This window comes from Methylobacterium oxalidis (assembly GCF_007992195.1).
Lineage (GTDB): Bacteria > Pseudomonadota > Alphaproteobacteria > Rhizobiales > Beijerinckiaceae > Methylobacterium > Methylobacterium oxalidis.
This window is the reverse complement of sequence record NZ_BJZU01000165.1, coordinates 1-12678: the sequence shown is the minus strand read 5'-3', so window position 1 is coordinate 12678 and position 12678 is coordinate 1. Positions and strand designations below refer to the sequence as shown.

The window sequence follows — 12678 nt, the reverse complement described above, 5'->3', positions numbered from 1 at the left end:
CCCCGATGCCGCGGGCCGTCGAGCCGTTCGGGGGGACTTCCTGGCCGCCTTCCAAAAGGGCGCGGAACGCTGTCGACATGGCTCCCTCCTTGGTCTGAAACCTTGCTGCTGATCGCTTGCCCCGCAGGAGTGCGGGGATCGCCCGCCGAAACCCTGATGAAGCAGGGCCAACTCAATCGAGATCCTCACCCCCGTTCCGCAGCGTTTCGGTCGCCCTCAACAGCAGACGGCGCACGTGCGCTCGAACCACGTTCGATCTCGGACCGGAGAGTTGCAGTCTCAAATGATGCTGCTCCGGCGGACGAAACGTCACCGCCTCCCCACCGAAACATGCGCTTCCCAACAAGGTTGAGAGGTCATCTGCGGCCAGCAATCTGGTATTGCGAGGTAGAATCTCTTTAATCATCGGGAGAACTCCCTGTGAACGGTAGGTCAATGGTTCGTCTGTGAAAGATATACTCTGTTGGGCCGAACCTTGGCCAAGATGAGCCGACAGGCGGACGGCTTACCGTTCTTCGGTGAAGACCTCGCAGCCGACGCGACTGGCGGTGGGCGATGGTTGGCGCAACGCTGCGTCAGCCCTGCTTCTTCTCAGACACCTCCTCAATCTGTCGGGCGACCTGCTCAGCAACTGCCTGCAGGCGTGCGCGGTCGATCGTGCCGACGACCGCGTAGCCGGATCCGTGCTCGGTCCAATAGAAGCTCTGAACGTCCCCGCGCCGCGCGAAGCTGAGATCGTCCGCGCCGGCCTGACCAGTGGACACGTAGACGGTGACCCGGTTGCGCGCTTCGTCCTCGAACATAAACTGCGCTGCGATGTTCTGCGCGGCCGGCAGGACCCTGCCCCCGACCAGATTCAGGCCGAGGGAGGTGAGGTCTGGGATTTGCAAGCTGCGGCCGAGGCGTTTGCTGACCCACTGCTTGAGATGCGCCTGCTCGCTCGCCCTGACCTCGACGGGGTGAACAACCTCGACCGCGAAGGTCCGGTGCGCGTCGATGGCTTCCTGCGCCATGGCGCTCGAGCGTGGGCCGAAGCTTAGATGCCCCTCGACGGTGAAGAAGTCGTGGGCAGCCCACCCGACGATCCCGCCGAGCGCCATCCAGAGGCAAGCCGCCGCGGTGGCAGACAGCCAGCTCTTTCGCGCCCGCCGCTGCGCGGCCAGGATACTGTCGATGCGCAGCCGCGCCGGAATCGGTTCCGCGGCCTTGAACCGCAGGCGGGCGCGCAGGGCTTCCTGCGTCGTCCTGTAGTCGGCGAGGCGCCGCGCCAGTTCCGGCTCATCCGCAAGCATCGCATGCACGGCATCCTGGCGCTCCGGATCGAGGCGCCCGTCGATCCAGGCTTGGAGGTCGTCCTCGCCGAGCGGAGGGCCGTGCCGCGTCATTTCACCCTCCTGAGGCGCGGCATCTGTCCCGTCTCAAGGTAGGCCTGCAGGCGCTCGCGGCCGCGGCTCAGGCGCGACATCAGGGTGCCGACCGGAACACCAAGCACCTGCGCCGCCTGCGCGTAGGACAGCCCCTCCACGCCGACGAGCAGGATGGCGCCCCGCTGCTCTGCCGGCAGCGAGTCGAGCCCAGCGAGCAGGTCGCCGATGCCGGTCTGCTGCTCCGGAGACGCCGAGCCGGGAACGGCGCGCGCCTCGTCCAATCCGACTTGGATGCCGCGGCGAGCCCAGCGCCGCTTCGCACTGACGAACAGGTTGTGCTCGATGCTGAACAGCCAGCTCCGCACGTCCCCATCCTGCCGACGCAGGTTCCAGCGGCGGATCGCGTGTTCGAGCGTGTCCTGCACCAAGTCGTCAGCGGCGTCATGGTCGCGCAGCAGCGCCCAGGCGTAGCGACGCAACGCCGGGATGGTGGGCTCGATCAGGGCGGCGAGGTTATCCATGACGCCGCTGCGCGTGTCCGAGATGCGTTTCCGGGCCATAGACGCCAGGCATCGGGCGTTATTCCGCCAGCAGCCGCTCCCCCGATGCGCGCGTCCGAAGACGTACCTGTGACGGCACCCGGAGCTTCGTGCTGCGCTTTGAGCTGGGCATTACGTTTGCTGCTTCGCAACGCGAGGGCAGAGAACAAAGGCCTTACCTGTGGACGATCTTAACCCCCTTCTCTTCTCTGACTTGGACGAGGCGCAGGAGTAGATCATCGGACGGCTGGTGCCGGCTACCAGCTAAGGGGCGAGGGCTGAGCCGAACCCACGGGGATCCGAGAGATCCACCGCGGTCCGTAACGTCCAATCGGCGAATGGCCGCTTTGGAGATGCGGCATGGAGCGGCTCAACGGCAATTATGGGCGCGAAGCAGCCGCTCGGAGAGGATGCGAGAGCCTGTCTGCTCCTGGGCATTTGCGGAGCCGGTGTGGACGGAAGTGGGGGCCACCTATTGGCTGCTGACGCAGCTGAGCAGCCTCCGCTTCCGACACCTTCGTTCGGCGCGAATGTCACAGCCATGGCCGCCGCCTCGTCCTACCCGCATGGCGCGCATGGTGTTGCCCGGACTCGCCGGACACCCGCGCCATGCGAAGGACAGAGCATGAGAAGCTTGGAGATTTCCGAGGCCGGCGCGAGCGTGTCGGAACCGGTGGCACGGGGCAGGCATGCGCCCGAAGAGGCGGTTCCATCGCGCTACGCGCTGCAGATCGGCGAGATCGACGTGCTGGTGGTCAGCGACGGCGTACTGCCGCTGCCCACCGCAATGTTGGGCCACAACGCCGAGCCTGCCGACCGGGCCGCCTGGTTGAAGGACATGTTCCTGCCACCGGACGCTTTCGATTGGCCGCTCAATGCGGTGCTCGTCAGGAGCGGTGAACAGACCATCTTGATCGACGCCGGGCTGGGGCTCGACCCGGACTTGCACTTGCCGCGTGCCGGCCAACTCGCCCTGCGCTTAGAAGCTGCCGGCATCGATCTCGCCTCCGTGACCGATGTGGTGCTGACCCACATGCACATGGACCATATCGGGGGGCTGCTCGTGGATGGTGTCAAAAGCAGGTTGCGTCCGGATCTGCGGATCCACGTGGCAGCCGCCGAGGTCGCGTTCTGGCAGACCCCCGACTTTTCCCAGACAGCGATGCCGCCCGGGTTCCCGGACGCACTTCGATCGGCCGCCAAACGGTTCACGAACGCGTACAGCAAGGAACTGCGGCCGTTCGACGAGACGCACACTGTGGCACCGGGGGTCGTCGTCCACCGCACCGGCGGCCACACGCCCGGACACAGCTTTGTTCGCCTCACCTCGGGCAAAGACCGGCTGACCTTCGCCGGAGACGCTGTGTTCCCGGTCGGGTTCGAACAACCCGACTGGCACAACGGCTTCGAACATGATCCCGAGGAGGCTGCCCGCGTCCGGGTTCGTCTTCTCGAGGAACTGGCGGGGACCGGCGAGTGGCTTGTGGCCACGCACTTGCCGTTCCCGTCCATCGGGCGCGTCGCTCGAGAAGGCGAGGTCTTTCGGTGGGTTCCGGCCTTTTGGGACTACTGACCAGCTCCACAGGCGTCGAACATGTAAGCTTCTGAAAGCAGGCGCAGTGGACAGAAGGCGCCTTAGCGTCCCCGAGTTCGTCTCGGGGACGCAACCCCACGCATCTCCACCAATAAAGATTCGGAGAGCGTCGGCCGCCTCGAAGTTCCTACCCGAATCTTCCGGGTCACCTGTCGAGCACGGCGGCAACGTGCCGAAGCTTGTCAGGATTGCGCATCATGTAGATCGCGGTGATGCGTTCGTCGCTCAGCTCGAGAGCGGTCGTTTGGAGCACGCCCCCTCGGTCGGCGCTGACATAGCCCGGCAACCCGTCGATGATCGCGGTGCGAAGAAGGACGGGCTGGAAATAGGCCTTGCCTGAGAGACCTGCAAAGAGCCGAAGAATTCGATCGATGCCATGGATCACGTTGGGATAGGCGAGAACGCGTCCACCGCCGTCCGAACGGAGCTCGACATCGGCCGCGAGCAGCGATGCCAGTGCTGCGGTGTCGCCGTCGCGCGAGGCGGCGAAGAAGGCGCGCGCGATACGATCGGCCTCCGCTGCATCCACGCGATATCGTTGGCGCCCGGACTCGACGTGCTTACGGGCGCGCACCGCGAGCTGACGCACGGCCGCTGGAGCGCGGTCGAGCGTCGCTGCCACCTCGGGCAACGCAACCTCGAACACGTCGTGCAGGAGGAAAGCTGCCCGCTCAAGCGGTGACAGGCGTTCCAGCGCCAGCATCAGCGTCATCGTCACATCATCCGTGACTGCCTCGTCTGGCTCGATCGTGCCCATCAGCGGCTCGGGAAGCCAGGCGCCGACGTAGGTTTCGCGCCGAGAGCGTGCCGATTTCAGTTGGTCGAGGCAGAGCCGCGTGACGATGCGCGTGAGGTAGGCAGCAGGCGTCGCGATGCCGTCCTGAACGCCTGACCAGCGCAGCCAGGCCTCCTGAACGATATCTTCGGCCTCGCTCAGTGAACCGAGCATGCGATAGCCGAGGCGCAACAACCTTGGCCGCTGCGCCTCGAACTCCGAAATTCGCGCATCGTGCCGCGCTGACGGTTCACCTGAGGATGCAGAGAGCATAGCGGCGCTCCTTGGTGTCGTCGCGAGATCCCTCGCACACAGGTCATTACGTCAGGACAGGACTCTCTTCGGCGGACGCCAGCCCGCGCTGTGCCCAAACGACCAGCGCGGCAGCGATGATCGCCGGCAACGACACGGCTGGAAAGTCGCGGGCAAGGGCGGACGGCGCGCAGATTCCGACCAGTACCTCCCAGACATGGAAGAGCGCGTGGCCGGCGAGCCAGAGCGTCACGGCACCCCAGAGCACAGTTCGCATCGGCGGCCTCAGAACACCGACCAGCACGGCGCCACCGAGTAGAACGAAGATGAGGCCGATGTCGCGCAGGAAATGCTGGTTGAACGGGCCGGTGGCGGGCACGCCGGGCACCATGTCGTACCAGGCCATAGGTGCGACGAGCATGAAGATGCCGTTCGTCGCCAGGATGAGCCCGTACAAGGTCGCGAAGGCGAGGCAGGAAGATGAGGTACGCATCATTCGCTCCTTCCATTGCCGGACGAGGCGCTCAGCCAGGCATCGAACCGCGTCGGCATGATGCGCGCGTTCGCTCCTGGGGTCAGGGTAGTGTCCGTGATCGGGACGCCGAAATAGGGCGCCGCCGGATCGACTACGATGCGGCGGGAATCGTCGCGGTGGCCAAGCCAGGTGGCAACGAACTCGGCGAAGGGGGCGCGTTCCGGTCCGGCGATCTCCTCGATGCCGTTCATGGGTTCGGCAAGCACGGCTTCCGCAAGCGCTTGCGCGACGTCGCGCGAGGCGACCGGCTGCATCGCTGCCGGAGAGAGGCGGACGAGATCGCCTCGTGTTCCCTCGTCCGCGATGACGCCCATGAACTCGAAGAACTGCGTCGCGCGGATGATCGTGTAGGGGATGCTCGACGCCTCGATCAGTTGCTCCTGCGCCAGCTTGGCCTGCAAGTAGGCTGGGGCATGCGGTCGGTTCGTGCCGACCACCGACAAAGCGACGTGGTGGCGAACGCCAGCCTCTGCTTCAGCCTGAAGAAGGTTGCGCCCCGAAGTCTGGAAGAAGGCCATTACGGCAGCATCCTCGAAGGAAGGCGAGTTCGCGACGTCGACGACGGCCTCAGCATCGTGCAGGGCCACGGCAAGCCCCTCACCGGTCAGCGTGTTCACGCCCGAAGCGGGCGAAGCGGGTATGGCATCGTGGCCGAGCCTGCGCAGGTTTGCGACGACTTGGCGGCCGATCAGGCCGGTGCCGCCGATGACGACGATCTTCATGGTTGTCTCTCGTCTGCTGGCGCCGGTGCCGAGACCGGCTCAAGCTCTGACGAGGCAGCGACTACCTATGTGACATCTGCGGGCGAATGGCGTCTGCCGGGTCGGACACAGCTGACTCGACCGGCCTGCCGTGGGAACTGCCGTGTTCCGTCACCGCTCGATGTCACAGGCAAGGCAGGCGCCTCGTCCCTGTTGCGAGCACCGGGCGCAAACAGCCTCGGGCGGCAAACCGGTAAGCGGCATGGAATTGGGAAACGGCAACCGGCCGATCAGGCCACCGGCATCCGGCACGTTGCGGGCTGGGGAACCTGAGGCGAGCGCACTCAGTCGGCGTGTTGCAGCGGCGCTCACCGCCGAGCGGCAACGAAGCGGGCGGCTCGGCGCACACGCGCTCACGCTGGCCTACGTCGTCATCACAGTCTGGTGTGCTCTGGTCCATCCCTGGCCCGGGTCTGTCTTCTACCTCGGTCTCGCGGCCGCCTTCGTTGCATTGGCGCTCACTTGGCGCCACCTCTCACTTCGGCCTCTGCCATGCTTCATGATCCTTGGCTTCGTCCTGGCGAACGCTGCCTTGCTGACGGCCACCCTGCTCGTCCCGAACCCGCTCGATCCGCCACCCTGGCCCATCCAGATGAAACTGCGGCCGCCCGCTTTCCCGTTCTTTCTGATGCTGGTCGCTTGGTCGACCTTCACGCTGTCGCCGCGGCTCGTGCTCGGCTCAGGGCTGATCGTCATCGCGACGTGGAGCGTTGGGGTCGGCATCGTGGCACTCCAGCCTGCAACCCAGCTCGGTTTCGGGTTGCCGGGCGCGGGCCCCGCAGCTCTGGCGCACTACCTCGATCCAGCCTTCGTCGATGCCGCCGCCTGGGCGACAAGCGTGTTCACAGCCTGCCTGATCACCGGGATCCTTGCGGTTGTCGTGCACCGCACGCAGCAACTGGTCGCGGCGCAGGCTCGTGTCGAGCGCGCCCGCGATAACCTTGCACGCCACATCTCCGCGAACCTCGTTGAGGAACTGGCTGAACTTGATGAGCCGTTCGGCCCCGCTCGGATCCAGGACGCCGCAATCCTGTTCGCCGACGTCGTGGGATTCACGAGCCTGTGCGAGGGACGCCCGCCGCAGGCCGTCATGGCGATGCTGCGCGGTTTCCACGAGCGAATGGCCGAGTGCGTATTCGAGGCCGGAGGAACGCTCGACAAATTCGTGGGTGACAGCGTGATGGCGACCTTCGGGACCCCGAAGCCAGATCGTCGAGATGCTGTCAACGCGCTCGGCTGCGCTCGCAAGATGCTGGCTTGTCTCGACGCGTGGAACATCGAGCGTCGCGCTCACGGTGAGCTGGTTCTGCAAATCGGGATCGGTCTGCATTTTGGGCCGGTGGTGCTGGGTACGATCGGCCACGAGCGACGCCTCGAGTACGCGGTGCTCGGCGACACGGTGAACACTGCAAGTCGCCTCGAAGCGCTGAGCCGCGATCTCCGGACGCCGCTTGTGAGCAGTCATGCCCTGATCGAACAGGTTCGCGCCGAGGTTGGCGAGCACGCCGTCAAAGGCATGCACCGGCACGCATCCGTAACCGTCCGGGGGCGGGCGCAGGCAACGGACATTTGGATCTTGGCCGAGCAGGAATGCAAGGCCCGATCCACCCATCTCGAAACTGGATCTGCAACTGCGGCCTAATTCGCGCGAGACTGAAAGGGATCTGGAGTGGGTATGTCCGCTTCCGAGCAAGCTCGTTTATGCCTCGGATGACCGACTTGGACGCAATGCCGAAGGTCTGCTTTCCCGGCGGCCCCGCTTCCGCTTGCGACGCCCCGCCGAACATCGAACCACACCTCTGCACTCAACCCTCGAGCCACGCCATCGGCCCTCCGCTTGAAGAGTAGGCGTAGGTCGGCAAAGTTCGATGATAGGGTGAGATGGCTGTGTAGGTTGAGCACAGAGGTCCGCGGCGGTTTTACCCACGCGATAGTCACAGGTCCTAACCGCGTCGGGGACCCCTGGGTATCTCACCCATCGGGTCCCCGGCTCTGCTAGAGTGCATTTCCAAACCGAACGCAGAGCGGATCCGCTGACGGATCGCGTCGCACGCAGCCTCAGGGCATCGTCGGGTAGGACCGAACGCGTGTCCGACCTTCGACCGCGCCTGCTGGCGACAGACCCGCCCCCGCCGTCGAGCCAGTCGGCCCGCTGCTGTCTGCAACAGTGGGTGCAGTCCAGCCTTCCGCTCGCCAGGTCTGAGCCCGTTCATGCACATCGACGGAGCCGTGCTGCTCCAAGATATCCATCACGGCGACGGTGCGAGCCTCATCAACTCGTACGGTGACGAGTGTGCCGCCCCGCCGCACGCCCTCCGAGTAGGTGTGAGCGTCGGCCTCATTCACGCCAGCTCCGGTCAGACCGCCGATGAGGCCACCGGCGGCCGCACCGATGCCTGCACCTGTCAGCGTGGTCACCAGCCAGCCGGCGGCCACGACAGGCCCGACGCCGGGTATGGCCATGAGGCCGAGTCCAGTCAGAAGGCCTAGGGCACCTCCTGCCAGCGTGCCGACCGTTGCACCGGTACCTGCGCCGGTTTCAGCCTCTTCCTTCGCCTCGTGGTGATCTCTGTCGCTTCGCCCAATGAGACTTGAGTGACGATCGCTCTCGTTGTTGGCAACGATGCTGATGTCGGAGTGAGGCACGCCCGCGGCTTCGAGCTTTGTGACAGCGGCGCTCGCATCCTCGTAGCGGTCGAAAAGTGCAGTGATGGTTTGCTGAGCCATGACGGCCTCCTACGTGCTTGTTCAGGCAGGCTGGTACGAGAGGCCCCTCATTGGGTTGCGACGTTGCCCTTGAAGTCGACGCCGACGCTCACCGACTTGCCATTGAGCATCGCAGTGCCGCGCCAGATGCCCTTGTCGTCCTTCTTGAGATCCTTGACCTCCTTGTAGCCTGCGTCCTCCAGGCGCTTGCGGGTCTGCGCTTCGGTGAAGCTGTTCGAGCCCTCCTCAAGCTTGGCACTAGACGCCGTTCCGGTCGTGGCGGGGTTCTTCGCGTCCGGCCTGTCGGTGTTGGGGCGTGTGACGGCCTGCTGGCCGCCGGACTTCTCGCTGGTCTCAGCGCCGGTGGCCGGCTTGCCGGTGACGGTTGTCTGCGCGATGGCTGGGCCGACGCTGAGCATGGTCAGCATCGCGAGCGTGGTAAGTGATGGGCGCATGGGCTGCCTCCAAGAATAATCGCCCCCTCAATGCCAGGGGCTGAGAAAGCGTTCCAAAAAGGGCCTGACCTGGGAGCCAAGCAATCGCACGGCATTTGTTTCGCGATCTGAGGGAGGAACTCGACCGGCCGGCGGCTGGGATCAAGCAAAGTGTTTCCGCGCGTGCCTGAACTTCGATCGAGGAACTTCGTGCCTCGCCGCCGGGGCGCCGTTCTTCACACGGCACACCTCAAGAAGATGCTTGCAAGCGCGGAGCGAATGGCCCCCAACTCGCGTTAGTGGATGCCCTCCTGCCAGCTCGCGAGACAGGCTCATGGCTCTGGACCTTCGGTCAGACTTCCGCCGCCCGGTCACGCTGACACTTGCCGCCGTCGCAGGATTGCTGCTCCTCAGCACGATCGTCCTGGCCGTCCTTCGGACTCAGGACAAGCGCCAGCATCAGGATGAGGTCGCAGGTCTGCTCGGAGTTCAGTCCGCCATTCAGGCCGACTACGATCGCCTGAAGGCTCTGGCCGGCACCGCGACGGAGATCCAGGCTCGAATCGTTGCGGGCGAGCGACACATCCAGGAGGCGAGCCAAACCCTCGCACTGACACGAGCACAGATTGGCAGCCTCGAAGACCGCCGGAAGGAAGCCGAGCAGAAATCCGCGGAGATCGAACAGGCTACGTCTGGAGAGAGTCAACGCCTTGCCGGCTTGCAGGCGCAGGTGCAGCAGGCCGACCAGAGCCTGAAGGCTCTCCTAGCTGCTGCTGCGCTTTCCGAGCAGACCGCGAAGAAACACATCGAGGATGCTGCGGACGCTGGGCGCAGGCTGGAAGAGGCGCGACAGCAGGAAGCCAAGCTGCGCAGCGACATCCTCACGCTGACGCAGGAAGCGGATACCAAACGCGCTGCCCTCTCAGAAGCCGAGCGGAACCAGCATCAGGCCCACTCCACGATAGAAGCGGCACAGCGCGATCTCACCGGAGCGAGAGCGGAAGCGGAGCGGCTTGCGCAGCAACGCGCCGAGCTTCAGCAGGCCATTACCGTCCTCACAGCCAACCGGGAAAGACTGACGAGTGAGAGCAAGCAGGCTGAGGAACAGGCCCGGCAGGTCCAAGAACAACTCGCAGAGGCGCGGCAGCAGGACGCGAAGCTCCGCAGCAATCTCACTGCGACAAGTCAGGAAATGGCAGCGCGTACAGGCGACCTGAAACAGAGCGAGCAGCAGCTCCGGCAAGCCCACGAACGACTGGCAGCAACACAGAAGGAGGTTGCCGATGCGCAGACCGTGCGCGACCGCTTGGCAGCCGAGCGCAGTCAGCTGGAAGGAGCAATCAAGACGCTGAGCGGTGACCGCCAGAGCCAGGCCTCCGAGCTGGAGGCGTTGAAGAAGCGGCAGGCTGAGGCGCAGGCCCAGCTCGCCACGCTCACCGACAACATGGCTGCGCGGAACAAGGAGCTGGCGAACCTTGAGGAGCGCCTGAGGTCCACGCGCCAGGAACTCGCGGATGCCCAGAGCAGCCTCGCGAACACCCGGCAGCGACTTTCGGATCAGCCCACCACTCCTAGGGCTCCGATTGAGCAGGGTGGTTCCAGCGCGATATCTCCTTCGTCAGGAGGAGCGGGCGCATCTCAATCGAAGCCGATCGAGCTGCTGAAGTAGCACTCTGGAGTCTGACCTGACCGGCTGGCTTTGGACCGGGCTGGTTGCCGGGATCAGCCCGGATTGGAGGAGTGGGAGATGAGGCGAGGACAGAGGCCGAGTGCCGAGCAGGTGGTGCTGATGCTGCGCCAGACCGAGGTGCAGACAGCCCAAGGCAAAAGCATCGCCGTCGCGTGCAAAGAGGCTGTGCTGGTGAAGGAATACGACGGGCCCAAGTACTCGTTCTGCTCCCCCTGGGTCGAAGTCGCGTACGATTATCGATCAGCACTGTTTCGCTTACCAAAACCGTTGGCCGCATAAATATATTTTGTCGCGATATTCTGCGAGCCTGCGCAAATAATTGGGCAGACGTTTTACTGTCTTCTCAGAACTCTCGAAGTGCCCGCTCTTCTGCGCTAGCCGAGACCGAGCACCTGTTCACACATGTTTTCTTGGAGTGGGTGAGCCGGCAGGAAGCCGCTACGACATTTGAACCTCATGGAACCAAGAGCGTCCATAACCCAGGGCCGTTATAGGCTGCGGAGCAGACGTTTAGAGGCAAGGCAGATTGAGGCTGCTTCTGCAGCGACTCAGACCCGTGGCCTAAGCCGTCACCGCGTCTGATTCCGGGGTGCGATCAGTGGCGGCTGAATGACGGCAGTGGGCGCACAGTCGTACGTCCGCTGTCCGACCGGGGCCCAAGACCTGGCTCTGGCGGGCGCTGAAAGCACCTCTACAGGTTGCGAGCTTGCCTGAACCGAGTGGCGTCTGAAGCAAGGTTGAGACTTTTACCTACGCCGGCAGGACGACCACCTTCGTCTTGACCGGCGTCCGTGCGTAGAGGTGGATCATGTCCTGGCTGAGCAGGCCGACGCAGCCGCTCGTGATGCCCGTGCCGATCGATTCGGGCTCGCTGCTGGCGTAGATGGTGTAGAGCGTATAGGCGCCGTTCCGGTAGAGGTGGAGGGTGCGGGCGCCGAGCGGGTTGTCGAGGCCGCCCGGCATACCACCGGCGTATTTGGCGGCCTCGGGCTGACGCCGGATCATCTCCTTCGGCGGTGTCCAAGTCGCCCATTCGGACTTACGACCGACATAAGCGTCACCGCTCCACAAAAACCCATCGCGGCCGACATTGGCGCCGTAACGGGTGGCGGCGCCGTCGCCTTCGATGCGGTAAACATAGAAGTTGTGGGGATCGACGATGATCGTGCCAGGCGCCTCTTTGGATTCGTAGCGAACTGTCCGGCGATAATATTTCGAATCGACCTTGCTGACATCGACCGCTGGGATCGGGAATTTCTCGTTTGGCATCGGCCCGTAGACCTTGGCCGCCTCGGCGAGGATCACCCCGTCGGACGTCGCGCAACCGGCTAGCCCTAGGGCACCGAACCCGGCTGCCGAGCCGACCAGAAATGACCGGCGGTTGAGAAACCCCGTCCGACGTCCGAGCGAGGTGATTTCGTCTACTTCGCCGAAATCGGCATTTCCATCGTCCCTGATCATGCTTCCAGACTTCCCGCGTCCTGCGGCCAGATGAGAAAACGCTCCGGCATACACCCGTCAAGCGTACTGCTAAGCTGAGATTGCCGGCCCCTGGCTCGACTGACAAGCCCGTCTGTCGCGGTGTGGCGCTTGCTGCGCGCCGAAGCTGGCCATCTCCCCGCGATATCACTGTCCTGTTTGAGCTGCCTTCGACCAAGACATGCAAATCGCAATATTAACGGTCTCTTGATAATTTTTCGGCACTGAGTGCCCAAGTGCAGGCAAAATGGGCCGAGAGCGTGGCAGATACCTCTCAGCGTCGGAGATCGGCCGCCGATAGCTACTCCTGAGCACCCTTGCCGCGATGTGCACTTCTGGGCAGTGCACCAATTTCTGCCTATTGCGCATGGTTGCTGGCCGGGTTTGGCCGAATGCAGCTGGTCTGCTATTCGCATCTGAGCCAGAAAAACAGCCATTCGCTTCGACTCAGGCGATTATACCGCAGTGTTCAGAATGCACCTCGGCAACGTGTAGGTCGCAAGTCCGAACGCGAGCGATTTTCGGCCGTGTCGGCATCGGCCTTAG

General features: G+C 64.3%; 11 protein-coding genes and 1 pseudogene. 4 read left to right on the top strand and 8 right to left on the bottom strand.

Annotation, left to right across the window (positions count from 1 at the left end):
• Positions 1–575 precede the first annotated feature (575 nt).
• Positions 576–1385 carry an anti-sigma factor family protein gene (locus MOX02_RS27760; RefSeq protein ID WP_147029031.1) on the bottom strand — a complete coding sequence of 270 codons (810 nt, stop codon included), beginning with the start codon at positions 1383–1385 and terminating at the stop codon, positions 576–578.
• Positions 1382–1888, bottom strand: a complete 507-nt coding sequence (locus tag MOX02_RS27755; RefSeq protein WP_147029032.1) for an RNA polymerase sigma factor — start codon at positions 1886–1888, stop codon at positions 1382–1384. Before MOX02_RS27755 ends, MOX02_RS27760 begins: the two co-directional genes overlap by 4 nt.
• 643 nt (positions 1889–2531) lie before the next feature.
• On the opposite strand from MOX02_RS27755, the gene MOX02_RS27750 reads away from it, so the two are divergent.
• Complete coding sequence (locus MOX02_RS27750; RefSeq protein ID WP_147029030.1) at positions 2532–3479, top strand: MBL fold metallo-hydrolase; 948 nt, start codon at positions 2532–2534, stop codon at positions 3477–3479.
• 166 nt (positions 3480–3645) lie between these two features.
• On the opposite strand, the gene MOX02_RS27745 is transcribed toward MOX02_RS27750, so the two are convergent.
• From MOX02_RS27745 to MOX02_RS27735, 3 genes are read right to left on the bottom strand one after another with little or no spacing between them, the layout of a single operon-like run.
• Positions 3646–4548 (bottom strand): sigma-70 family RNA polymerase sigma factor, encoded by a 903-nt coding sequence (locus tag MOX02_RS27745; protein WP_147029029.1) that lies wholly within the window; start codon positions 4546–4548, stop codon positions 3646–3648.
• A 46-nt stretch (positions 4549–4594) separates the two neighbouring features.
• Positions 4595–5020: a hypothetical protein gene (locus MOX02_RS27740; protein ID WP_147029028.1), complete on the bottom strand. Its 426-nt coding sequence runs from the start codon at positions 5018–5020 to the stop codon at positions 4595–4597.
• A complete protein-coding gene (locus MOX02_RS27735; RefSeq protein WP_147029027.1) occupies positions 5020–5784 on the bottom strand; it encodes an SDR family oxidoreductase in 765 nt (254 codons plus the stop codon). Before MOX02_RS27735 ends, MOX02_RS27740 begins: the two co-directional genes overlap by 1 nt.
• A gap of 241 nt (positions 5785–6025) precedes the next feature.
• Here MOX02_RS27735 and MOX02_RS27730 point away from each other — a divergent pair, with 241 nt between their 5' ends.
• Positions 6026–7465, top strand: coding sequence for an adenylate/guanylate cyclase domain-containing protein (locus tag MOX02_RS27730; RefSeq protein WP_170268027.1), 1440 nt, complete (start codon positions 6026–6028; stop codon positions 7463–7465).
• 416 nt (positions 7466–7881) lie between these two features.
• Here MOX02_RS27730 and MOX02_RS27725 read toward each other — a convergent pair whose 3' ends face one another.
• Both MOX02_RS27725 and MOX02_RS27720 read right to left on the bottom strand, forming a co-directional pair.
• Positions 7882–8550, bottom strand: coding sequence for a general stress protein (locus tag MOX02_RS27725; RefSeq protein ID WP_238179787.1), 669 nt, complete (start codon positions 8548–8550; stop codon positions 7882–7884).
• Positions 8551–8597: 47 nt separating this feature from the next.
• A complete protein-coding gene (locus tag MOX02_RS27720) occupies positions 8598–8984 on the bottom strand; it encodes a hypothetical protein (protein ID WP_147029025.1) in 387 nt (128 codons plus the stop codon).
• Positions 8985–9297: 313 nt separating this feature from the next.
• Between MOX02_RS27720 and MOX02_RS27715 the strand changes: the two genes are divergently transcribed.
• Together MOX02_RS27715 and MOX02_RS33045 are read left to right on the top strand one after the other, a co-directional pair.
• Complete coding sequence (locus MOX02_RS27715; protein WP_147029024.1) at positions 9298–10632, top strand: coiled-coil domain-containing protein; 1335 nt, start codon at positions 9298–9300, stop codon at positions 10630–10632.
• Positions 10633–10710: 78 nt separating this feature from the next.
• Positions 10711–10833: pseudogene (locus MOX02_RS33045) on the top strand (IS3 family transposase); the annotation flags it as partial.
• A 570-nt stretch (positions 10834–11403) separates the two neighbouring features.
• On the opposite strand, the gene MOX02_RS27705 reads toward MOX02_RS33045, so the two are convergent.
• The gene (locus MOX02_RS27705) at positions 11404–12114 is read right to left on the bottom strand and encodes a L,D-transpeptidase family protein (protein ID WP_147029022.1); all 711 of its coding nucleotides are present in this window, start codon (positions 12112–12114) and stop codon (positions 11404–11406) included.
• Positions 12115–12678 lie beyond the last annotated feature (564 nt).

Bases quoted from the DNA above. Each gene is read 5' to 3' on its own strand.
- MOX02_RS27740 (WP_147029028.1), bottom strand. From the start codon at position 5,020: ATGCGTACCTCATCTTCCTGCCTCGCCTTCGCGACCTTGTACGGGCTC.
- MOX02_RS27725 (WP_238179787.1), bottom strand. From the start codon at position 8,550: ATGGCTCAGCAAACCATCACTGCACTTTTCGACCGCTACGAGGATGCG.
- MOX02_RS27760 (WP_147029031.1), bottom strand. From the start codon at position 1,385: ATGACGCGGCACGGCCCTCCGCTCGGCGAGGACGACCTCCAAGCCTGG.
- MOX02_RS27715 (WP_147029024.1), top strand. From the start codon at position 9,298: ATGGCTCTGGACCTTCGGTCAGACTTCCGCCGCCCGGTCACGCTGACA.
- MOX02_RS27750 (WP_147029030.1), top strand. From the start codon at position 2,532: ATGAGAAGCTTGGAGATTTCCGAGGCCGGCGCGAGCGTGTCGGAACCG.
- MOX02_RS27705 (WP_147029022.1), bottom strand. From the start codon at position 12,114: ATGATCAGGGACGATGGAAATGCCGATTTCGGCGAAGTAGACGAAATC.
- MOX02_RS27730 (WP_170268027.1), top strand. From the start codon at position 6,026: ATGGAATTGGGAAACGGCAACCGGCCGATCAGGCCACCGGCATCCGGC.
- MOX02_RS27755 (WP_147029032.1), bottom strand. From the start codon at position 1,888: ATGGATAACCTCGCCGCCCTGATCGAGCCCACCATCCCGGCGTTGCGT.
- MOX02_RS27745 (WP_147029029.1), bottom strand. From the start codon at position 4,548: ATGCTCTCTGCATCCTCAGGTGAACCGTCAGCGCGGCACGATGCGCGA.
- MOX02_RS27720 (WP_147029025.1), bottom strand. From the start codon at position 8,984: ATGCGCCCATCACTTACCACGCTCGCGATGCTGACCATGCTCAGCGTC.
- MOX02_RS27735 (WP_147029027.1), bottom strand. From the start codon at position 5,784: ATGAAGATCGTCGTCATCGGCGGCACCGGCCTGATCGGCCGCCAAGTC.